16 protein-coding genes are annotated in these 23,090 nt (G+C 68.0%); 11 read left to right on the top strand and 5 right to left on the bottom strand.

What is annotated here, in order from left to right; genetic code table 11:
- The first annotated feature begins 12 nt into the window (after positions 1-12).
- The gene (locus DI526_RS09265; protein WP_304276821.1) at positions 13-1,512 is read left to right on the top strand and encodes a tryptophan halogenase family protein; all 1,500 of its coding nucleotides are present in this window, start codon (positions 13-15) and stop codon (positions 1,510-1,512) included.
- Positions 1,513-1,515: 3 nt separating this feature from the next.
- On the opposite strand, the gene DI526_RS09260 is transcribed toward DI526_RS09265, so the two are convergent.
- The 4 genes from DI526_RS09260 to DI526_RS09245 all read right to left on the bottom strand — a co-directional run bounded on the left by DI526_RS09260 (position 1,516) and on the right by DI526_RS09245 (position 6,111).
- A complete protein-coding gene (locus DI526_RS09260) occupies positions 1,516-2,820 on the bottom strand; it encodes a glycosyltransferase family 4 protein (RefSeq protein WP_304276820.1) in 1,305 nt (434 codons plus the stop codon).
- 9 nt (positions 2,821-2,829) lie between these two features.
- On the bottom strand, positions 2,830-4,044 hold the full coding sequence (locus tag DI526_RS09255) for an FkbM family methyltransferase (RefSeq protein ID WP_304276815.1): 1,215 nt from the start codon (positions 4,042-4,044) through the stop codon (positions 2,830-2,832).
- A 177-nt stretch (positions 4,045-4,221) separates the two neighbouring features.
- The gene (locus DI526_RS09250) at positions 4,222-5,742 is read right to left on the bottom strand and encodes a hypothetical protein (protein ID WP_304276811.1); all 1,521 of its coding nucleotides are present in this window, start codon (positions 5,740-5,742) and stop codon (positions 4,222-4,224) included.
- A 69-nt stretch (positions 5,743-5,811) separates the two neighbouring features.
- Positions 5,812-6,111 (bottom strand): helix-turn-helix transcriptional regulator, encoded by a 300-nt coding sequence (locus tag DI526_RS09245; RefSeq protein WP_304276809.1) that lies wholly within the window; start codon positions 6,109-6,111, stop codon positions 5,812-5,814.
- 257 nt (positions 6,112-6,368) lie between these two features.
- Here DI526_RS09245 and DI526_RS09240 point away from each other — a divergent pair, with 257 nt between their 5' ends.
- The 9 genes from DI526_RS09240 to DI526_RS09200 all read left to right on the top strand — a co-directional run bounded on the left by DI526_RS09240 (position 6,369) and on the right by DI526_RS09200 (position 19,899).
- Positions 6,369-9,941: an S-layer protein gene (locus DI526_RS09240; RefSeq protein ID WP_304276807.1), complete on the top strand. Its 3,573-nt coding sequence runs from the start codon at positions 6,369-6,371 to the stop codon at positions 9,939-9,941.
- 247 nt (positions 9,942-10,188) lie between these two features.
- Positions 10,189-11,913, top strand: coding sequence for a type I secretion system permease/ATPase (locus DI526_RS09235; RefSeq protein WP_304276804.1), 1,725 nt, complete (start codon positions 10,189-10,191; stop codon positions 11,911-11,913).
- Positions 11,914-11,976: 63 nt separating this feature from the next.
- Positions 11,977-13,284 carry an HlyD family type I secretion periplasmic adaptor subunit gene (locus DI526_RS09230; protein ID WP_304276800.1) on the top strand — a complete coding sequence of 436 codons (1,308 nt, stop codon included), beginning with the start codon at positions 11,977-11,979 and terminating at the stop codon, positions 13,282-13,284.
- Positions 13,285-13,412: 128 nt separating this feature from the next.
- Entirely contained in the window at positions 13,413-14,390 is a 978-nt protein-coding gene (gmd, locus tag DI526_RS09225) for a GDP-mannose 4,6-dehydratase (RefSeq protein WP_304276796.1), read from the top strand.
- Positions 14,390-15,022 carry a NeuD/PglB/VioB family sugar acetyltransferase gene (locus DI526_RS09220; RefSeq protein WP_304276794.1) on the top strand — a complete coding sequence of 211 codons (633 nt, stop codon included), beginning with the start codon at positions 14,390-14,392 and terminating at the stop codon, positions 15,020-15,022. The genes gmd and DI526_RS09220 overlap by 1 nt, the downstream gene beginning before the upstream one ends.
- 17 nt (positions 15,023-15,039) lie before the next feature.
- On the top strand, positions 15,040-16,146 hold the full coding sequence (locus DI526_RS09215; RefSeq protein ID WP_304276866.1) for a DegT/DnrJ/EryC1/StrS aminotransferase family protein: 1,107 nt from the start codon (positions 15,040-15,042) through the stop codon (positions 16,144-16,146).
- Between the two features lie 3 nt (positions 16,147-16,149).
- Complete coding sequence (locus DI526_RS09210) at positions 16,150-17,187, top strand: glycosyltransferase family 4 protein (RefSeq protein ID WP_304276792.1); 1,038 nt, start codon at positions 16,150-16,152, stop codon at positions 17,185-17,187.
- A gap of 10 nt (positions 17,188-17,197) precedes the next feature.
- Positions 17,198-18,235: a glycosyltransferase family 4 protein gene (locus DI526_RS09205; RefSeq protein WP_304276790.1), complete on the top strand. Its 1,038-nt coding sequence runs from the start codon at positions 17,198-17,200 to the stop codon at positions 18,233-18,235.
- A gap of 56 nt (positions 18,236-18,291) precedes the next feature.
- A complete protein-coding gene (locus tag DI526_RS09200; protein ID WP_304276863.1) occupies positions 18,292-19,899 on the top strand; it encodes a TolC family outer membrane protein in 1,608 nt (535 codons plus the stop codon).
- A 1-nt stretch (position 19,900) separates the two neighbouring features.
- Here DI526_RS09200 and DI526_RS09195 read toward each other — a convergent pair whose 3' ends face one another.
- Positions 19,901-21,187, bottom strand: coding sequence for a glycosyltransferase (locus tag DI526_RS09195; RefSeq protein ID WP_304276787.1), 1,287 nt, complete (start codon positions 21,185-21,187; stop codon positions 19,901-19,903).
- A gap of 163 nt (positions 21,188-21,350) precedes the next feature.
- On the opposite strand from DI526_RS09195, the gene DI526_RS09190 reads away from it, so the two are divergent.
- Complete coding sequence (locus DI526_RS09190; protein ID WP_304276785.1) at positions 21,351-22,886, top strand: class I SAM-dependent methyltransferase; 1,536 nt, start codon at positions 21,351-21,353, stop codon at positions 22,884-22,886.
- Positions 22,887-23,090: the final 204 nt, after the last annotated feature.

Below are 23,090 nucleotides of genomic sequence, written 5' to 3'. Positions count from 1 at the left end.
GGGAGCGACGCCATGACCCAGCAGATGATCCGCAAGGTGGTGATCGCGGGCGGCGGCACGGCCGGCTGGACCGCCGCCGCGGCGCTGGCGCGCCAGCTGGGCCCGCTGCTCGACATCACGCTCGTCGAGTCCGAGGACATCGGCACGGTGGGGGTGGGGGAGTCGACCATCCCCACGGCGCGCACCTTCAACGCCCTGCTCGGCATCGACGAGGCCGAGTTCATGCGGGCCACCCAGTCGACGTTCAAGCTGGGTATCTCGTTCGAGAACTGGGGCGAGATCGGCGACCGCTACATCCACTCGTTCGGCGTTGTGGGCAAATCGACCTGGATGGGCGGCTTTCATCACTTCTGGATGCAGGCCAAGGCCCAGGGCTTCGGCGGCGATCTCGGCGACTATTGCCTGGAGCTGAAGGCGGCGGAGGGCGAGCGGTTCTACACGGGCGAGAACGGTCCGCTGAACTACGCCTACCACCTGGACGCGGGCCTCTACGGACAGTTCCTGCGCCGCATAGCCGAGGCCGATGGCGTCAAGCGCGTCGAGGGCAAGATCGCCAGCGTCCGCCAGAGCGCCACCGACGGTTCGGTCGAGGCCCTGGTCATGGAGTCGGGCGAGGCGGTCGAGGGCGATCTCTTCATCGACTGCACCGGCTTCCGCGGCCTGCTGATCGAGCAGACCCTGAAGGCCGGCTACGAGGACTGGAATCACTGGCTGCCGACGAATAGCGCCCTGGCCGTCCAGACCCGCTCGACCGAGCCGGCCAAGCCTTACACGCGGGCCATCGCCCACCGGGCCGGCTGGCGCTGGAAGATCCCGCTGCAGCATCGGGTCGGCAACGGCCTCGTCTACTGCAACGAATTCATGTCCGACGACGAGGCGCTGGCCCTGTTGCAGAGCGAGATCGACGGCGAGACCCTGATCCCGCCGCGGCTGATCCGCTATCGCACCGGCCGCCGCCGCAAGACCTGGGACAAGAACGTGGTGGCCCTGGGGCTCTCCAGCGGCTTCGTCGAGCCCCTGGAATCGACCTCGATCCACCTGATCATGATCGGCATGACCCGGTTGATGCAGCTCTTCCCGTTCGGCGGGATCAGCCAGGCCGTGATCGACCGCTACAATCGCCTCGCCGACGACGAGCTGGAGAAGATCCGCGACTTCATCATCCTGCACTACAAGGCGACCGAGCGGACCGATAGCCCGTTCTGGGATCGCGTGCGTGAGATGGATATTCCCGACAGCCTGGCCCAGCGCATCGCGCTGTTCCGGGAAAGCGCCCAGGTCTACCAGGCGCCGGGCGAGCTGTTCCAGGTCGACTCCTGGCTGCAGGTCCTGCTGGGCCAACGCGTCCAGCCCCAGAGCTTCCACGCCATGGGCCGCCTGATGCCGCCGCAGCAGCTGAAGCAGGCCCTGGACGATCTGAAGCGCAACATCGCCGGGACGGTCAGCCGCCTCCCGCAGCATCAGGCCTTCCTGGACGCCTACTGCGCGCCGCCGGTCAGCAAGAGCGCCTGAGCGTCAGGCCTCGATCGGCGCGAACAGCTTCTGAAGCGTCGCGCCGATGCGCCCGGCCGCAGGGTCGCTGTCCGACAGGCCAAAGCCGCGCAGCTGGTGGCCGATCCGTTCGCCGATCGCCAGCATCGGTCGGCTGGTCAACTGCGCGAGGGCCAGGTTTTCCACCGCCTCCGCGTAGCGTTCGGCGTTCAGCGTCTCCAGCGCCCAGGCGCGGGCGGCCGCGCCCGTCGTTCGGCGCAGCGAGGCGTCGCCGACGAGGCGCTCGAGGACCGCCCGGAGCTCGTCGACGCGGATCTCGCCATCGACCTTGAAGACCAGGTCGCCCGGGAGTTCGCCATAGAAGCCGGCGTCGGCGACGACCGTCGGGCGTCCGCTGAGCATGCCTTCGCAGGCCGAGCCGGACGCGCCTTCCAGCACCGGCTTGCGCAGGGCGCAGACGATGTCGGCCTCGGCGAGGCGCTGGTCCAGGGTCTGGTCGTCGACGGCGCCGTCGATCACGAGGTTGGCGAAGCCGACCTCCGCGGCCACCGCTTCCAGCCTGGCGCGCTCGTCGTCCGAGATCGGGCCCACCAGACGGTAGGCGCAGGCCTTCAGCGTCTCCGAGCCGCCGATCGCGCGGATCACGTCGGCGACGCGCTTGTTCGGGTTCATGACGCCGACGGTGGTGATCGTCAGGCGGTCCTTGTCGCCTGGCGGGCCGGGCGGGGTCTCGCGATCGGGACAGCACAGCGGCGTGACGGCCACGGGGCCGGGGCAGGCTGCCTCCAGGCGGGGCGCATAGAACCGCGCGTGGGCCAGGGCGGCCTCGCAGCGGCGCGCCAGCCACTCGGTCATCGGCAGCTTGGCGGCGATCTCGCCCATGTCCAGCATCTGGCCCGAGCGGACGGCGACCGCGTGCGGCTCCGCCGCAGCCCCATAGGTCGCCACGATCTCGGCGTCGTGCCGGCGATAGTCGAGCCCATTGTGGTGCAGCCAGCCCGAGAACAGGTTGTAGATATAGAAGTCGTGGAAGATCCCCAGGCACGGCGCGACGTCGAGGATCGCCAGGGCGCCGGCGTGGAAGGGATAATTGTCGCCGATATTGACGATCACGACGTCGTAGGTCGTCCGCAGGCTGGCGAGGTCTACCTCGCGCCAGTGGCGGACGGGCAGGGCGGTCGGGTGCAGCGGCTCGGCCGGGTCGTCGCGATCCTCGCAACGCAGGATCTCGACCTGATGCCCGCGGGCGGCGAGGGCGGCGGTGACCGCCGCGCTGACCCGCCCGATCGACGAGCGCAGCACGAAGGGGGTGACCCAGCAGATCTTCATCGTTCCGTTCTAGCGCTGCAGCAGGCGGCGCTCGGCGTCGCCGCCGGGCCGGACGAAGGCGATGTTGGCCGAGACGAGCTTGGCCGCGGCCTTGGCGTCGGTCGGGGCGCAGGCGCTGGTGGCTTCGTCGATCAGGTAGGGCTTGAAGCCGGCGTCGGCAAAGGCCTTGAACCACTGGGCGGGCGTCTGGCCGACGCGCGCCAGGTGCTCGGGACCGAACTCGGCGATGATGGCCAGGTCGGGACTCTTGGCGATCACGCCCTTCATGCCTGCCAGAACGTCCAGCTCCGCGCCCTCGACGTCGATCTTGACGATGTCCAGGCGCTTGGCCGGCGCGACGTCGTCCAGCCGAACGACTTCGACCTCGACCGTGCGCGCGGCCTCGGCGTCGGGCAGGGCGTACAGCGAGCTGTGGCCGATCACCTCGCTGACGTGGAAGGTCAGGCGTCCGGCCTCGCGGCCAACGGCCTGGTCGCGCACCTCGACCCAGCTCAGGCCATTGAGATGCTTCATTTTTTCGAGGTTGGAGCGGGGCGTGGCCTCCGGCTCGAAGGCGATGACCTTGCCCCCGGGGCCGACCGCGTGGGCCATCACCAGGGTCAGCAGGCCGATATTGGCGCCGACATCGGCCACCGCCATGCCGGGACGCACCAGGCGGCGCAGAACATCGCTGGTGCCCGGCTCAAGGCCCTTGCTGGTGGCGTTGGCCAGCATGGTCACGAAGGTCGGCAGGGCGCGCGGCGCCAGCACGTAGCCCTCGCGCATGCGGACGGCCACCGACTCCTCGTCGTAATGGATCAGAGGCCGAAGCTTGATCTCGAGCTCGTCGAGACGCGGGCCCAACAGGGCGGGGAGGGCTTCGATCGCCTCGCCGCTGCGGCCGGCGCGGGTTTCAAGCCGGGTCAGGGCCGCCGCCAGCTGCGCGTTCTGCTCGAGGCTCAGTTCCAGACGCCGGCCCATGGCGTGCAGGTCCGCCGACACCATGGCGAGGTCCGAGGACAGTGCGGCCAGGTCCGAAGACACCGTCTGCAGGCGCCCCTGTGTTTGGCGTAGCTCGTGCTCGACGCTGGCCTGCAGATAGCGGCGGGCGTAGCTCGCCAGCGGGCCTAGCACCGGCGCGAGCAGGCCGCGCGCCCAGCCAAGCCGTCGACGGGGCGGGGGAGGGGGCGGCGGGACCGCAGCGGGTTCCGGCGCGGCGGCGATGTTCGATGTCGGGGTGCTCATGGCGGAACGGATCGCCAAGTCCAGGCGTGCGGGCCTCAAGTCAATCCTTCCCGAGCTCGCTCGCAGCGCCGCCCGTCCTCTACGCGAACCCGAAAAAGCCGCTTTGCGCGGGCTGTGGGATCGAGACCCCAGAGCCCTTCTCCGCGCTTTGGATGGCTACATCCAAAGCCAAGGCTTCTAGGTCAAGCCCACGTCCAGGAAGGCCGAGCGATCGCCGACCAGGGCGATCGCGCCGCCGTCTTCGAAATGGAAGACCATCGCGTGCAGCAGGCTGATCGCGCCGACGTCATGCAGGACACGGGCGTCGAACATGACGATCTCCGGACCATTCTGCATGATCTCGATCGCGCCGGTGTGCGCGACGAAGAAGTTAATGAACCGGCTGACCAGATCCGGCGAGGCGAAGTGGTTCTGCTCGGCCGGCGCCGCGGGCGTTGGGGTCGGCGCCGGCGTCACCGCGACCGGGGCCTCATGCGTGGGCGAGGGCTCCGGCGCCGCGGGCTCCTGCACGGTCGGCGACGTCGGCTCTCCGATCGGCGCGATCGGCGTCGCCTGAGCCTGGGTCCGCGCCACGTCGACATGGTCGCCCTTGGCGATCAGGTCGGCCAGAATGCCAGGGAGCTTGGAAACCTCGATGACCGAGATCTTCTGGGCCGGGGTGTCGCCGATCGCGGCGCGAACAAGCTGCACGACCTCGACGCTTGGCAGGGCGCCCGAGCCCAAGCGAACCTCCAGAGCCCAATCGGACACGTCGGCGCCGCCCGGCGCGGCCAAATGTGCGGAGGCGGCGGCGCCGTCGCGATCGCCGCCGTCACCACCATTGCCGCCGCCGCGGCCCCCGATGCCCGCATCGGGGGTAGTCAGATCGGTCGGGCTGGGCAGGGTCGACAGCAGGGCGACCAGCGACAGCACCGACGACACGGTCTGCACCGGCGTGTTGGTCACCACCTGGGCCTCGCCGCCGACGACGTCGGCCGTGTTCATGCTGGGGGCGACCATCATCGGCGCGCCCGTGAAGTCCAGAGCGCTGGCGGCGGCGACGATGGCGTCCCGCGTCGTGGTGTCGGGGCCGGCGTTGTCGACCTTGAAGTCGGACGCCAGCAGCGCGGCGGCCAGCACCAGGACCGCCTGGTTGGCCGGCAGTTGCGCCGTGTCGTAGTTCGACGCGCTAAACGGCGCGGCGCCCGAGCCGACCACGGGTGCGTTGGCGCTGGAAGACAGCAGGACGGCGCGCTTGTGCGGCGGCGGGTTCGACGCGCCACTCTCGGCCGCGCGGGCCTCGCCGCTCTTGAAGAAGGCGGTGCCGACCACGGCGACCAGCAGGGCGGCGGGGTGGACGGCGATGTTGTCGCCGCGTTGCGAGCGCTGGATCAGCGGATGGCGCGAAACCATGTTGCGCACCAGCGACGAGAAGTCGAAGCCGCGCGCGATCTCTTCATAGGCGGGGCCGGCGATCAGGTACTCGCCGTCGATCCGCGCGAAGTGGATCACCACTTCCTCGTCGTCGGTCCGGTAGAAGACGAACCACGGCTCGTTCTCGTCGCTCATGCCGCGATCGGTGCCGACACGGATGCCGGCCCGGATCAGCGCCGATTCGACGCGATAGAACTCAGCGAGCTCCTGTTGGCTCCAGTCCGCGCCGAGCGCGGGAGCCGAACGAGACGGGCGCTGGAAGAACGAGAGGACTTGCGCGGCCATGCTGGCGGTGTGTTCCCACGCGAAGATAGAGTCGGTCCGGCCACCGCCGGCTAAGTCACGCTAGACGATCTACTCTTCGTTGAACAGGATTTCGTACGTAATAGGATCATAGAACCGCATCAGTTCCCGCACGAACGTCCTTTCCGGAACGTTAAGGGCGCGGGCCCAGTCGCGATAGCGGTCCGGCGGGATGCGGCCGCGGCCGGTCTCCAGCTGGGAAATGAAGGTGTAGTAGTCGGCGCCGACCTTGGCGGCGAGCTGGCGTTGCGACAGGCCGGCGGCCTCGCGCGCGTCCTTCAGCCAGCGACCGCCTTCGCGACGGAGGTCCTGGACCTCCGGGGCGCTGCGTCGTTGAGGGTTGCCATACATTATAATGTCTCGCGCATAGGCCCGAGGGTGGCGACGGCTGCGCGCCGCGCCCGGGTCCAATTCGCTCTCTATATACCGCCTCCAGGGGCCGGGTACAAGGAACGCGACATATGAAAATGCTGTACCGGTTAGAAAAATGCTGTACGGCCTGATTTCAGCTATTGTCGACGTATGACGTTTGCTCTATAGCCATCGCTGCTTCCATGCGCGCCGATCGGCCGCAGGGGGTGTGGGATTTTTTTTGGGAGACAATCCTCATGGCCTATACGACGGCCCAACTGGTTGATGCCTACACTAAGGCCAACCTCGGTAAGGCGCCTGACGCCGCCACCACGCTGACGCTCGACGCCTATGCGTCGCAAACCCAAGTCGGCGGCCTTTCTGACGCCACCGCTTTCGCGAACACCCTGAAGCTGGTCAACGGCACGACGGCTGTCGCCATCGAGACCTACCAGTTCTTCACCAACCGCGCGCCGTCGGCCGCCGGTCTGGCCTTCCTGGTCAACTCGACCACGAACACCAACGACCTGAACGACGCCTACTACAGCAAGTTCTCGAACGAGAACCGCTTCATCAACTTCTCGATCAACCTGGCCACGGGCCAAGGTGAAGGCGCCGCTGCTTTCGCCGCCGCCTACACGGGCGTCTCGTACGCTCAGACCGTCGCTACCGCCTATGACAAGATCATCGGCAACGCGACCGCCGCCGCCGCTGGCGTCGACGTCGCCGCCGCCGTGGCCTATCTGAGCCGCGCCGACAACATCACCTACCTCACGAACTTCGTGAAGGCGAGCACCGGCCTGACCGCCGCCGCCGACATCGACCTGGCCGTGAAGGCCGCCCTGATCGGTGAAATCCTGAACGTCGCCACGACCTCGGGTCTGGGCGCTTACGCCGCCGGCGCCAAGGCGATGATCGCCGACCTGTCGGACGGCACGCTGTCGACGGACAACGCCAACGGCGTCAACATCCTGACGGCCTATCCGAGCAGCCTGCCGGGTACGAGCTTCACCCTGACGGCCAATGTCGACACCCTGGTCGGCACCGCCGGCGCCGACACGTTCACCGCGGCCACGGTCAGCGGCGCGAACACCCTGACGGGCCTGGACAGCATCGACGGCGGCAACGGCGCTGACGTGCTGAACATCTCGGACGCCGTGACGGCCACGAACAACGAGTTCGCGCTCCCCACCGGCCTGGTGGTGAAGAATGTCGAAACCGTCAACCTGGTCACCACCGGTTATGTCGACGCCGACGTCACCGGCTTCTCGGGTCTGACCAAGCTGGTCATTTCGAGCGCCAACACCGGCGGCGCGACCAACACGGTCACCGTCGGCGACGACGTGGACGTGGTGGTTTCGGCCGCCTCGGGTGAGGTGGACGTCAACGGCGGCAAGACCGCGACCGTCACGACCCGCGGCGACATCGTGATCGACAGCGACGTGCTGACGACGGCGACGGTGACGTCGACCAACGGCGGCGACGCTGACATCACTTCGGAAATGGTCACCTCGGTTACGGCCAGCAAGGTCGACGCCCTGACCATCAACAACGACGGTGAGGCCACTGTTACGACGGTCACCGCCTCGGACGTGACCGGTACGATCCGGGTCATCGCTGACACCGGCACCCGCGCCCTGACCGTCAACCTGGCGGACTATGCGGGCTCGCAGGTGCGTGACGACACCGCCACCAGCCTGGTCGTGAACGTGTCGGGCGATGCGGCCACGTTCAGCGTCGTCACCGACGCCGCTGAGAGCCTGGTGCTGGGCGGCTCGGCCGCCGTGACGATCAATGGTGGCCTCGACGCCACCCTGACGTCGGTCACGGTCACCAACACCGCGGGTGCGACCTTCAACACCGCGCTCGGCACCGGCGTGCTGTTCGCTGGCGGCGCTGGCGCTGACTCGATCATCCTGGGCGCCACCACCCAGGCGATCACCACGGGCGCCGGCGACGACGTCGTGGAAGTCACCTCGGCCCTGGGCACCGACGGTTCGATCAACGCCGGTACGGGCACCGACACCCTGAAGCTGTCGGCCGCTCTGGCTCAGACCCTGTCGGCCACCACGACCTTCGGCGGCAAGATCGACGGCTTTGAAAAGCTGGCGATCGGTACGGTTGGTCTGGCCACGAACACCGTGAACCTGTCGAACCTCGACAGCCTGGCCTACATCACCGTCGGCGCCGACACGGCCGCCGCCGTGGCCGAGCGTGACACCGTGACGTTCGGCGGCCTGACCGCCGGTCAAACCGTCACCGTCGCGGGCCGCACGGTCACCGCTTCGACGACCCTGACCGGCGCCCAAGTGGCCACCGCCTTCGCCGGCGGCACCGTCACCGGCGCCGCTGTCTCGGGCACGCTGACCGACTGGACCGCTGGCACGGCTTCGGGCGCCAACGTGATCCTGACCAGCACCGTCGCCGGTGCGGTCACCAACGCCGCCACCGCCGGTGGTGTCGCCGGTACGGCTCCGGCTGCTCCGTCGGTCGCCACGACCAACGGCACGGGCGCGTCGGACGAAACCGCTGACGTCACCTTTGGCGCGCTGACCAACGGTCAGAGCGTGACGGTGGGCGACAAGACCTACACCGCCGAGGGCTCGGTCACCGCCGCGACCGTCGCGGCCTACTTCTCGGGCAACGCTCCGACGGGTTGGACCGCTGGCGCTCCGTCGGGCAGCACGGTGACCTTCACCAGCACGACGACGAACACCAACGTCGCCAACTTGGTGGCCACCTCGGGCTACGCGACGACCGCTACCGCTCCGACCGTCACTGAAACGACGGCCGCTGTTGTCGGTTCGGCCCTGGTCCTGAACAACCTGGCCGCCAACTCTACGCTGGAGCTGAACGGCGCCACCGTCGGCACCATCACGGCCAACCTGAAGGACTCGACGGGCACCGCTGACGCCATCACCCTGGTGGTCAACGGCGCGTCGAACATCGTCAACACCGGCACGATCACCGTCGCCGGCGTCGAGACGGTGAACATCACCACGACCGACAGCAACAAGAACGCGAACCCCGCGGCCGCTTCGGACCTCAACCTGATCGCCACCAGCGCGACCAAGGTCGTCGTCTCGGGCAACCACGGTATCGACTTCACGGGTTCGAGCCTCGCCGCTCTGACCACGCTGGACGCTTCGGGCGTCGTCGGCACCGGCTCCACGGCCGCCGCCGCCGCGACCGCTGGCGCGGTGACCTTCACCTCGTCGTCGACCAACCTGGCTCTGACCGTCACCACCGGCAACGGCAACGACGTGATCAACCTGTCGAGCGTGAACGTGACCAACAAGGCCGCGACCATCTCGACCGGCGCTGGCAACGACACGGTGACCGGCACCGCCTCGGCGGACGTGATCAACCTCGGCGCTGGCAACGACACCGTCTACTCGACGGCTGGCGCTGACACGATCACGCTGGGTACGGGCAACGACATCTACGTCCTGCGTGACTCGACCCACTCGGTCCTGGCCACGGCCCAAACCCTGACGGACTTCTCGGCCAACACCAAGGCCGACGCGACCGCCTCGCTCGGCGCGACCGCCACTCTGGCTGACCGCACCGGCGACGTGATCGACGTGTCGGACGTCCTCTCTGGCGCCGTCACCGGCATCAAGGTCCAAGTGGCCGCCAATGCCGCCGACGCTCAGACGATCATCCAGAACATCTCGACCAACGACGGTTCGCTGACGGGCTTCGTGCTCGATAGCTCGACCGGCAAGCTGTACATGGACTTCGATGACAACGGCACCGTCGACTCGGTCATCACCCTCACCGGTGCGACGACCCTGACGACCGCCGCTTTCGTGACCGGTCTCATCTAAGGCGCTTCTGGCTCTTCGGAGCCGGAGGATGAATAGAAAGGCCCCCCGGCGCTCGTCGCCGGGGGGTTCTTTTTTGGGGGTGACGATGCGGGCTCGTCCTGGGGGCGGACAGCGCCCCTTGGCGCGACGCCTAAAAGCGGCTACTCGCCGCAGCAGGCCACTTTCCGCCACAATTTCGTGGTCGAGACGCAACCTAAGTTGTTACTGTATATGGCCGTCCGCGAGTGCGGCCTGACGAAGGCTCCAAATGTTCTTCAACCGCTCTGGCGAGCAGCCGACCGTCCTCAACCGAGCTGTCGAGGTCATGAAGCCGGCGGTGATGACCGCCCTGGTCTTCAGCTTCTTCATCAACATCCTGGCCCTGGTCAGCCCGATCTACATGCTGCAGGTCTATGACCGCGTGCTGTCCAGCCGGAACGTGTCGACCCTGATCGTCCTGACGGTGATCTGCGTCTTCCTGTTCATCATCTATGGCTTGCTTGAGGCGCTGCGGACCCAGGTGCTGGTGCGCGGCGGGCTGAAGTTCGACGGCGTGGCCCGCGACCCGATCTTCCGGGCGGTGCTGGAGTCGACGCTGACGCGCAAGGGCGCGGGCGGCCAGGCCTTCCGCGACATGGACCAGGTCCGCGAATTCATGGCCGGCGGCCTGATCGCCTTCTGCGAGGCGCCTTGGACGCCGGTGTTCATCATCGTCTCCTGGATGCTGCACCCCTATTTCGGCATCCTGGCCATCATCAGCTGCATCGTCATCTTCGGCCTGGCCGTGATGAACGACCGCGCCACCAAGGACCCGATCCAGATGGCGACGACCGCCTCGATCGCGGCCCAGAACGACGCCAACTCCACCCTCCGCAACGCTGAGGTCATGAAGGCCATGGGCATGTGGGGCGGGCTGCAGGCCCGCTGGCGCGTGCGTCGCGACGAGCAGGTGGCCTGGCAGGCCGGCGCCAGCGACGCCGGCGGCGCGGTGATGTCGGGCATCAAGGTGTTCCGCCAGGTGGTCCAGACCCTGATCCTGGGCGGCGGCGCCTATCTGGCCATCCAGGGCAAGATCTCGCCCGGCTCGATGATCGCCGGTTCGATCCTGGTGGGCCGCGCCCTGGCGCCGATCGAAGGCGCCGTCGGTCAATGGAAGAACTATTTGGGCGCCCGCGGCGCCTGGGACCGTCTGCAAGGCACGCTGCGCGAGCAGGCCAAGGAAGAAGACCACATGCCGCTGCCCGATCCGCGCGGCGTGCTCTCGGCCGAGGCCGCCTCGATCCTGCCGCCCGGCGCCCAGACCCCGACCATGAAGCAGGCCAGCTTCCGTATCGACGCGGGCACGGCCGTGGCTCTGGTCGGCCCCAGCGCGGCGGGCAAGTCGTCGCTGCTGCGCGGCATCGTCGGGGTGTGGCCCTGCGCCGCCGGGGTGATCCGCCTGGACGGCTACGACATCAAGCAGTGGGATCCCGAGAAGCTGGGCCGCCACATCGGCTACCTGCCGCAGGACATCGAGCTGTTCTCCGGCACGGTGGCCCAGAACATCGCCCGCTTCAGCGAGTACGAGTCGCAGGAAGTGATCGACGCCGCCACCCTGGCCGGCGTGCATGAGATGATCCAGGGCCTGCCGATGGGCTACGATACGCCGATCGGCGAGGGCGGCGCCTCGCTGTCCGGCGGCCAGCGACAGCGCCTGGCCCTGGCCCGCGCCGTGTTCCGGATGCCGGCCCTGCTGGTGCTGGACGAGCCGAACGCCAGCCTGGACCAGACCGGCGAGGTCGCCCTGATGGAGGCGATGAACCGCCTGAAGGCGGCCAAGCGCACGGTGATCTTCGCCACCCACAAGGTGAACCTGCTGGCCCAGGCCGACTACATCATGGTGATCAACCAGGGGGTCATCGCCGACTTCGGCGAGCGCGACGTGATGCTGGCCAAGCTGACCGGCGCCGCCCCGCCGCCGGCGCCCGCGCCGGCGCCGATCCGCGTCAACTGATCCGTCCCGCTCGCCCCCGTTTCCTAAGGCCGCCCTGCGCGCGCCAATCAGGCTGAAGACAAGATGAAGCCCCCCAAGATCCAGCGTCCGACGGACAACTACAAAGGCGTGGCCCGCGCCGGCTATGCGATCATCGCCGTGATGTTCGCCGGACTGCTGTGGGCGATGTTCGCGCCGCTCGACGCCGCCGTGATCGCCAATGGCGTGGTCTCCGCCGAAGGCAATCGCAAGACCATCCAGCACCTGGAAGGCGGCATGCTCCGCAAGATCCTGGTGCACGAGGGCCAGAGGGTGAAGGCCGGCCAGATCCTGTTCGAGCTGGATCCGACCCAGGCCAACGCCGCCGCCGGCATCACCAAGAACCAGTACGTGGCCCTGAAGGCCATGGAAGCCCGGCTGCTGGCCGAGCGCGATCAGCGCCCGGTCATCAGCTTTCCGGCCGACCTGACCAGCCAGCGCGCCGACCCGATGGTCGCCCGCGCGATCGCCGACGAGCAGGCCCAGTTCCTGGAGCGCCGCCAGACGATCCAGGGGCAGATCGACCTGATGAACGCCCAGCGCGATCAATGGAATAGCGAGATCGACGGCATCGACCGCCAGACCCAGGGCCTGAAGGACCAGCTGGGCTATATCCAGGACGAGCTCAACGACCTTCGCAAGATCTATGACAAGGGCCTGGTCCCGCGGCCCCGCCTGCTGGCGCTGGAACGCGAACAGGCTTCGCTGTCGGGGGCGATCGGCAAGCTGACCGCCGACCGCGCCAAGGCCGTGCAAGGGATCTCCGAAACCCAGCTGAAGATCCGCCAGATCAGGCAGCAGTTCTACCAGGAAGTCAGCCAGAGCATCACCGAGACGCGCGTGAAGCTGGCCGAGGTCACCGAGAAGGAGGTCGTGGCCTCCGACGCCCAGCGCCGGATCAACGTGACCTCGCCGGTCAACGGCACAGCGCAGAACCTCCGCTTCTTCACCGAAGGCGCCGTGGTGCGTCCGGCCGAACCGATGGTCGACGTCGCGCCGGACGACGAAGCCTTCGTGATCCAGGCCCACTTCGCGCCCACCGACGTCGACAACGTCCACGCCGGCATGGTCACCGAGGTGCGCCTGCCCGCCTTCCACTCGCGCGAGATCCCGGTCCTGAACGGCAAGATCGAATCGATCTCGCGGGACCGCCTCGTGGATCCGGAGGGCAAGAACGCCTACTTCCTGGGGATTGTCCGCGTCGACGTGAAGCAACTGCCCAAGCAGTTCCGCACCAAGGTCACCGCCGGCATGCCGGCCCAGGTGATCGTGCCGACGGGCGAGCGCACGGTCCTGCAGTACCTGTTCCAGCCGCTCCGCGACACCCTGCGGACGACCATGCGCGAGGAATAGGTCAAGGTTCTGATTTCCCACGCTTTTCGGAAAGCGGTTTCGGCGGTGGAATTCCGACCAAGGCCGCTTTCCAATCGCCTCCAATAGTGTAGTCAGAACCCTTCTTTCTTACTGGAGTCGACGACAGCGTGGCCAAGACGGCATTGATTACGGGCGTAACCGGCCAGGACGGCGCCTACCTCGCCAAGCTTCTGCTGGAGAAGGGCTACACCGTCCACGGCATGCTGCGCCGCTCGGCCTCGGCCGACGTGATCGGCGACCGCCTGCGGTGGATGGGCGTCTATGACGACATCCGCTTCGAGCTCGGCGATCTCCTGGACGGGGGCGGTCTGGCGCGCCTGATGCGCCGCATCCAGCCGGACGAGGTCTACAACCTGGCCGCCCAGAGCTTCGTCGGCGCCTCCTGGGACCAGCCCCACCTGACCGGCTCGGCGACGGGCCTGGGCGCGACGAACATGCTGGAGGCCGTGCGGCTGGAATGTCCGCAGGCTCGCTTCTACCAGGCGTCGTCGTCGGAGATGTACGGGCTGGTGCAGCACCCGATCCAGTCGGAGACCACGCCCTTCTATCCGCGCTCGCCCTATGCGGTGGCCAAGCTCTACGCGCACTGGATGACGGTGAACTATCGCGAGAGCTTCGGGCTGCACGCCTCGTGCGGCATCCTGTTCAACCACGAGAGCCCGGTGCGCGGCATCGAGTTCGTGACCCGCAAGGTCACCGACGCCGTGGCGGCCATCAAGCTTGGCCAGATGAAGATGGTCGAGCTGGGCAACCTGGAAGCCAAGCGCGACTGGGGCCACGCCCGCGACTATGTCGAGGCAATGTGGCTCATGCTGCAGGAGGACACGCCCGACGACTACGTGGTCGCGACCGGCAAGACCTGGACCGTGCGCCAGATGTGCGAGGTGGCCTTCTCCAGCGTGGGCCTCAACTACCTGGACCACGTGACGATCAATCCCCGTTTCCTGCGGCCGGCCGAGGTGGACCTGCTGCTGGGCGACCCGACCAAGGCCAAGGAAAAGCTCGGCTGGGAGCCCAAGACGACCATGCAGGAGATGATCGCCGAGATGGTCGAGGCCGACATGGCGCGGCGGTCCAGGAACTGATGGACGCCGGCGTCGTCATCATCGGCGGCGGTGGCCACGCCAAGGTGGTCATCGAGATCCTGCGGGCGGCGGGCGAGACCGTCGCCGCGATCGTCGACGCCGATCCGACGCCGCGGACGATCCTGGGTGTTCCCGTGGTGGGGGACGATCTGGCGCTGCCGGCGCTGCGCGAACGGGGGCTCACCCGGCTGTTCGTGGCCGTGGGCGACAACCGCCTGCGTGAGACCCTGGGCCGCAAGGCTCGGGACGCGGGCTTCAGCCTGGTCAACGCCGTCCATCCGTCGGCGGTCGTGTCGCCGAGCGCGCGACTAGGGGAGGGTGTCGCGGTGATGGCCGGCGCCGTCATCAACGCCGACAACCAGGTCGCGGATCTCGCGATTATCAACACCGGCGCCGTCGTGGATCACGACTGCCGACTGGGCGCGGCCGCTCACGTCGCGCCCGGCGCGGCCCTGGCCGGAGGCGTCAGCGTCGGCGAGCGAGCCTTCCTGGGCGTGGGCGCGCGCGTCATTCCCGGCGTGACCATCGGCGCCGACACCGTCGTCGGCGCCGGCGGGGTCGTCGTCCGCAACCTGCCCGCCGGCGTGCTCGCGGTGGGCGTTCCAGCCAAGATCAGGGGAGACCGGCCGTGACCGCCGTCACCGACAGCCTGCCTCGCATCTCCGTCGCCGCGCCCAGCCTCGACGGCAATGAGCGCGACTATGTGCTGGAGTGTTTGGACACCACCTGGATCTCGTCGGCCGGCCGGTTCATCACCGACTTCGAAAAGGCCTTTGCCGAATACTGCGGGGTCAAGCACGCGATCGCCTGCAATAACGGCACGACGGCGCTGCACCTGGCGCTGGTCGCCATGGGGATCGGCCCCGGCGACGAGGTGATCATTCCCAGCCTGACCTACATCGCCTCGGCCAACGCCGTGACCTATTGCGGCGGGACGGTGGTGCTGGTCGACAACGATCCGCGCACCTTCAACATCGATCCCGCCCTGATCGAAGCCAAGATCACGCCGCGCACCAAGGCCATCATGCCGGTCCACCTGTACGGCCAGGTGGCCGACATGGAGCCGATCCTGGCGATCGCCAAGAAACACGGCCTGATGGTGATCGAGGACGCCGCCGAGGCGGTGGGCGCGACCTACAAGGGCAGGATGTCCGGCTCGCTGGGCGACTGCGCGACCTTCAGCTTCTTCGGCAACAAGATCATCACCACCGGCGAAGGCGGGATGATCACCACCAACGACGACGCGCTGGCCGCGACCATGCGGCTGTATCGCAGCCAGGGCATGGACCCGAACCGCCGCTACTGGTTCCCGGTCGTCGGCTTCAACTACCGCATGACCAACATCCAGGCCGCGATCGGCCTGGCTCAGCTGGAGCGGGTCGAGCATCACCTGGCCGCCCGCGAGCGCGTGGTCGCCTGGTACGAGCAGAAGCTGTCGCGCCTGGGCAATCGAGTGATCAAGCCGTACGTCGAGGGCTTCGGCCGCCATGTGTTCTGGATGTACACGGTGCGCCTGGGCGAGGGCCTGTCGACCTCGCGCGACCAGGTGATCAAGGACCTGGACGCCCTGGGCGTCGAGAGCCGGCCGGTGTTCCATCCGATGCACGTGATGCCGCCGTACGCGCATCTGGCGACCGGCGACCTCAAGCAGGCCGAGGCCTGCGGCGCCGACGGCCTGAACCTGCCCACGCACGCAGGCCTCACCGAGGCCGACATCGACCGCGTCGTCGCCGCGCTCGACCAGGTGCTGGTCTAGCCGATGCGCATCGTCCTGCTGTCCTCGATCGTGCCGTTCATCAACGGCGGGGCGCGCTTCATCGTCGAGTGGCTGGAGGAGAAGCTCGTCGAGGCGGGCCATCAGGTCGAACGATTCTATCTGCCGTTCACCGACGACCCGAACGAGATCCTGCACCAGATCGCCGCCTGGCGGCTGATGGACCTGACCCAGTGGTGCGACCGCGTGATCTGCTTCCGGCCGCCGGCCTATGTGGTGGACCACCCCAACAAGGTGCTGTGGTTCATCCATCACATCCGCACCTTCTACGACCTGTGGGACACGCCCTATCGCGGCATGGCCGACGACGCGCACCATCGCGCCATCCGAGACAACCTGCGCGCCCTCGACACCCGCGCCATCGCCGAGAGCCGCGCGGTGTTCACCAATTCCCAGGTCGTGGCCGACCGCCTGAAGGCGTTCAACGGCCTGGACGCAACGCCGCTGTATCCGCCGATCTACCAGCCCGAGCGCTTCACGCACGAAGGCTATGGTGACGAGATCGTCGCCATCTCGCGCCTGGAGCCGCACAAGCGCCAGGCCCTGATGATCGAGGCCATGCAGCACGTGAAGACGCCGGTGAAACTGCGCCTGGCCGGTACGGCGTCGAGTCCGGAGTACGGCCGCCAGCTGATCAAGATGACGCAGGAGCTGGGCGTGCAGGATCGCGTGATCCTCGAGGACCGCTGGATCAGCGAGGACGAGAAGGCGGACATGCTGAAAACGGCCTTGGCCGTCGCCTATCTGCCCAAGGACGAGGACAGCTACGGCTATCCGTCGCTTGAAGGCGCCCACGCCCGCAAGGCCATCGTGACGACCACCGACTCCGGCGGCGTGCTGGAGCTGGTCGAGCACGGCCGCAACGGCCTGATCAGCGCGCCCGATCCGCGCGACCTGGCCGAGCAGTTCGACCGCCTGCACGCCGACCGCCAGGCGGTCGCTAAGATGGGGGAGGCGTCCTTGGATCGGTTGACCGAGATGAAGATCGACTGGGGCACGGTCGTGGAGCGCCTGACCTCATGAGGAAGCGCGCATGAAGGTTCTGGTCGTCAACAACGCCGCCCCGTTCCAGCGCGGCGGCGCTGAGGAGCTGGCCGACCATCTGGTCCGGCGCCTCAACGCGACGCCCGGCGTACAGTCGGAGCTGGTCCGCATCCCCTTCACCTGGGAGCCCGCCGAGCGGCTGATCGAGGAGATGCTGATCGCCCGCGGGCTGCGCCTGCCCAACGTGGATCGTGTCATCGGCCTGAAGTTCCCCGCCTACATGGTCCCGCATCAGGACAAGGTGCTGTGGCTGCTGCATCAGTTCCGACAGGCCTACGACCTGTCCGAAGCCGGCCAGAGCCATCTGGATTTCGACGAGACGGGCAGGGGCGTGAAGGCGGCGATCCGCGCGGCGGACAACGCCTGCTTCGCCGAGTGCCGGAAAATCTACTGCAACTCACCGGTCACCCAGAACCGTCTGATGAAGTTCAACGGCGTGCCGTCCGAGGTGCTGTATCCGCCGCTGAACGACGGCGAGCTGTTCACCGGCGGCGACTATGGCGATTACGTCTTCGCCGGCGGGCGCGTGGCCGCGGGCAAGCGCCAGCACCTGCTGATCGAGGCCCTGGCCCTGCTGCCGAACGGACCGCGCCTGGTGATCGCCGGCCCCCCGGAGAACGAGGCCTACGCCGATCGCCTGCGCAGGCTGGTCGAGGACCTGGACCTGAACGACCGGGTGTCCTTGCGCTTCGGCTTCCATCCGCGCGAGGACATCGCCCGCTGGGCCAATGACGCCCTGGCCTGCGCCTATCTACCCTTTGACGAGGACAGCGTGGGCTATGTCACGATGGAGGCCTTCGCGGCGGGCAAGGCGGTTCTGACCGTCACCGACTCCGGCGGCTTGCTCGAGATCGTCAGCGAGGCCACTGGCGCCGTCTCCGAACCGACGCCCGCCGCCTTGGCCGAGGCGCTCGCGCGCCTGACCTCGGACCGTAGCCTCGCCATGGCGCGGGGCGCGGCGGCGCGAGATCTCTGGCGGAACAAGAATGTCACGTGGGAGGCGACAGTGCGTCGTCTTCTTGATTAAGCCACAAATTTTAGTTTGAACCGCCGCACACTGGCGCGGCCGTGAAAGTCTGGGAAATGCGAGTGCTGTCGAAACTTCTGTCCGTTCGAACCTCGGCGATCGCCATGGCCGTCGCCATGGCCGTGGCCGGCGGCGCCGAACGCGCTCACGCCGAGACCCTGGCCGACGCGATCACCGCCGCCTACCAGAGCAACCCCAACATCCAGGCGCAGCGCGCGGCCATGCGCGCCCTGGATGAGAACTACACCCAGGCCCGCGCCGCCTACGGCCTGCAGGCGACGGCGCAGGTGTCCGAAGGCTATAGCTCCGCGCGCGGACCGCAAACCACCTCCACCTTCCCCGTCCGCAGGCGGACGACGGAAGAGGCGACCAGCCAATCGAACGAGCTGTCGGTCAGCCAGGCGCTCTACACCAATGGCCGCTACGCCGCCCGCCTCGCCGGCGTCGAGGCCCAGATCAAGGCGTCGCGTGAAAACCTGCGCCGCATCGAGATGGACCTGCTGGTCCGCGTGACCAACGCCTACGTCTCGGTGCGCCGCGACCGCGAGATCGTGCGGATCGCCCAAGGCGGCGAGGCCTTCCTGCGCAAGCAATTGCAGGACACCGAGGATCGCTACAGCGTCCGGCAGGTCACCCTGACCGACGTCCAGCAGGCCAAGGCGCGGCTGGCGGCGGCCCAGAGCCAGCTGGCGACCGCCGAAGCCCAGCTGAATGTCACGATCGCAAGCTACGCCTCGCTCGTCGGCCACCTTCCCGCCACGCTCGAGCCCGAGCCGGATATCGACGGCCTGCCCGCCAACCTGGACGACGCCTTCAACCAGGCCGAAGAGTCCAATCCGAGCCTGAACGCGGCCCTCTACACCGAGAAGGCGTCGCGCCTGGGGGTCGCGGAAGCCCGGGCCCAGCGCCTGTTCTCGGTGTCGGCGCGCGCGGACTACCGCAACGCGCCCTACTACCCGTACAGCGCCAAGGAATCGAACCGCTCGAACACGGTCAATGCGTCGATCACCCTGACGCAGCCTCTGTTCTCGGCGGGTCAGCTGAGCTCGCAGGTGCGCCAGTCGATCGAGGAGAATAACCGCGACCAGCTCCTGATCGAGGACGCGCGCCGCAACATGGTGCTGGGCGTCTCGCAGTACTGGGACCAACTGGTCGCCGCGCGCAAGTCGCTGGTCAGCCAGGAAGAAGAGATGAAGGCGAACACGATCGCCTTCTACGGCGTGCGCGAGGAAGAGCGCCTGGCGCTGCGCAGCACCATCGAGGTGCTGAACGCCCAGGCCGAGTTGCAGAACGCCCAGATCAACTTCGTCCGCGGGCGGGCCAACGAATATGTCGGCCGGGTCCAGCTGCTGGCCCAGGTCGGCACGCTGGAGGTCGGCAATCTGGCCCCGGGCGTCGCGCCCTACGACCCGACTCGCCATTTCAACAAGGTGCGCTATCGCGGCGTGCTGCCGACGGACCTGATCGTCCAGACCATGGACAAGATCGCCCTGCCGCTCGAGCCGAAGAAGCCCAAGGCCGGCGACACGACGCCGATCCGGCCGCCGTCTTCCGATCTGCCGGTCAAGCCGGTCGCGGCCGACAAGGTCGCGCCGCCGCCGTCGATCAACGACCTGCCGAGCCTGAGCGAAAGCGACGCGCCGCTGGCCACTGCGCCGAAGTAACTCACCGCAGCGGCAGCAGGCGGCGGAGGCTGTCCAGCCACGCCGCGCGGTCGAAGGACAGGTGGCCGTTGCGCGATGTCGCCGCGGCCAGCTCCTCGCGCCAGGGGGCGTCGTCGATCAGCCGCGCTAGCTTGCGCGCCGCGTCGTCCTCGTCGGCGGCGGCCCAGCGTCCGGACTGATAGATCGCGCCGTCGCCCTCGACCGGGATCAGGGCGTAGTCGACCGCCTGGCTGGAGGCGGGGTCCATGAACTCGGCGTTCGCGGACCAGCCGGTCGCCACGGTCGGCTTGCCCAGCCAGATCGCCTCGGCCAGCAGCAGGCCGTAGCCCTCGGAGCGGTGCAGCGACAGGACGATGTCGCAGCTGGCGGTCAGGGTGGCCATGTCCGCGGCTGACAGGCTTTCGGTCATCAGGCGGATGCTCTGATCGCCCGCGACATCGGCGGCCAGGGCGGCGAAGGTCTCGGGATAGAGGTCCGCTCCGACCACCTTGCAGACCAGCAGCGCGCTGCGATGGGCCTGGCTGGCGGCCTTCCGAAAAGCGCGCAGGGCGCCATAGGGGTTCTTGCGCTGGGCGGTCGAGCGCAGGTCGAAGGCCATCAGCACGATCAACCCGTCGGGAAGGTCGAAACGGGCGCGGTCCGCGCCGGGCCTGGGATTGAGGTAGAGTGGGTAGGGCAGGGGCGTGACCTTCACCCGCGGCGGCGCGATCTTGCGCAGCGCGTCGGCGGCGAACGCCGAGGGCGTCCAGACCTCGTCCACCAGGTCGAACGCCGGCGCCCAGTCGGCGGGCGCGTCCTCAAGCTCCCAGGCCCAGTAGCCGATGTGCCGCCGCCCGGCCAGGAGCCGTCCCTCCGTCTCGCGCGTCCAGCGCAGCAGCTCGGGCGGGTTGATGTGCGAGATCAGCACGCCTCGCTCTCGGGGACCTGGCGGCGGCGCCGTGACGGGCAGGTTGACGGGCATGCCGACATAGGCCGACAGATCGACGGCGCGAACAGGCAGGCCTGCGTCCGCGAGGCCTCGCGTCAGCATCCGCGCGCCCTCGCCCAGGCCGTGAACGGCGCCGTGGAAGCCGACGACCGTGACGGGACCGGCGGCGCGCAGATTGCGGCGGCGTGTGCGGCGGAGGGTCCTGGCTTCGCGGGCGCGCTCGGCGCGAACCTTGGCGTAGGCTTCGAGCCACTCGCGCGCCCCGATGACCGCCGCCCTCGGCGCGCCCTTGGCCAGGTGGGCGCTCCTGCGAAGCGGCGCCGGTAAGCTGCGCCAGAGGGCCATGAGCGGTGAGGTCATCGAGCTGAGCCGCTGCCGGTCGGGAGGGAGGGGAGAGCTATAGCGACTCGCCAGCATCAAAGTACGCCAAAAAGACGTTCGTCAGCAGGCGGGTCAACTTGTCAGGCGAGGCCAATCATGCGCGCTATCGGCGCGGGTTTTTGCGAAGAGGCTGGGAGCACGCGTGTCGACTGAATGGACCGCCGGTTATGTCACCGACGTGAATTACACCTTTGGCTACTACGCCGAGCTGAATCCAATTCGCTGTCGCTTGCCGTTGCTGCTGGCCGGCCGCCACGCGCCCCGGATCCAGAGCGCCTGTGAACTGGGCTTCGGGCAAGGCCTGTCGGTTTCGATCCACGCCGCCGCCCAGCCCGGCGTCGACTGGTACGGCACGGATTTCAACCCGGCCCAGGCCGCCTTCGCCACCGACATGGTCCGCCTCTCGGGCGCCACCGCCAAGCTGTATGACGAGGCGTTCTCCGAGTTCTGCAATCGCAGCGACCTGCCGGATTTCGACTTCATCGGCCTGCACGGCATCTGGACGTGGATTTCGGACGCCAACCGGTCTGTCCTGGTCGACTTCGTCCGCCGCAAGCTGCGCCCCGGCGGGGTTCTCTACATTTCCTACAACACCATGCCCGGCTGGGCGACGGCGGCGCCGCTGCGCCATCTGATGAAGCGCCATGCCGACGTCATGGGCGCGCCCGGCCAGGGGATCATCGGCCAGACGGACGCCAGCCTGGACTTCGTGGATCGGTTCCTCGCGCTCGAGCCGGCCTACGCCAAAGCCAACCCCAGCGCCGCGCCGCGCCTGGCGCAGATCAAGGGGCAGGATCGCAAGTACCTCGCCCACGAGTACATGAACCGCGACTGGCATCCCATGTACTTCGCCGACCTTGAACGCTGGCTCGGGGAGGCCAAGCTGGGATTCGCCAGTTCGGCCTTCACCCTCGACAACCTGCCCGAACTGAACATGACGGCGGAGCAGGTCGCGTTCCTGGGCTCGATCTCCGATGGCTCGCTGCGGGAGACGATCCGCGACTACTGCATGAACCAGCAGTTCCGGCGCGATTACTGGATCCGCGGCGTCCGCCCGATCGCGGGACAGGAGCAGGCGTCGGCGCTGCTGGACGAGCAGGTGGTCATGACCATGGCGCGCGAGAACCTTCCCACCAAGGTCCGCGGCGCCCTGGGCGAGGCCGCCTTGATCGATGCGATCTATCAGCCGATCTACGAGGTGCTGCAGGACCAGAAGGCCCACACCATCGGCGATATCCACGCCAGGGTCGCGCGCAACAACATCAGCTTCGCCCAGCTTGTCTCGGCCCTGACGATCCTGTTGGGCGTGAACGTGATCCATCCGGTCGCGCCCAACCAGGATCAGGCCAAGGCCAAGACCCGCACGCTGGCGCTCAACAAGGCGATCGCCACTCGCTCGCTGGCCGCCCCCGACATCGGCAACTTCGCCTCGCCGGTCATCGGCGGGGGTGTCGCGGCGAACCGGTTCCAGCAGATGTTCTGGCTGGCCAAACAGGGTGGTCGCAAGACGCCCGACGACTGGGCGCAATATGCGTGGTCGGTCCTGCAGGCCCAGGGACAGGCCCTGATCGTCGAGGGCGCCGCCCTGCAAGGCGACGCCAACCTCGTGGAGCTCAAGCGCCAGGCCGAGCAGTGGGGCGAAAAGGTCGCCCCGGTGTGGAGCGCCCTGGGCATCTGACCGCTGGGGGACACGCGTCAAGCGAGAGTGGCCGCCGGCCGGCCGCTCTCCGCCCACCGAGCGCGTGTCTCTGCCCGCCGCCCCTCTTAATACTCGTTTAGTTTTCTGATGGTGAGCGGCTCACCTGAGAACATCTCAGGTAAAATTAATGGCTATAGGCCGAGGCGCTGCGAAAATCACCGGCTAAAACAGGCCCTTTTGGTA

Source organism: Caulobacter segnis (assembly GCF_003243465.1).
Lineage (GTDB): Bacteria > Pseudomonadota > Alphaproteobacteria > Caulobacterales > Caulobacteraceae > Caulobacter > Caulobacter segnis_A.
The sequence above is the reverse complement of the archived record's forward strand: the minus strand, read 5'-3'. Positions and strand labels throughout refer to the sequence as shown.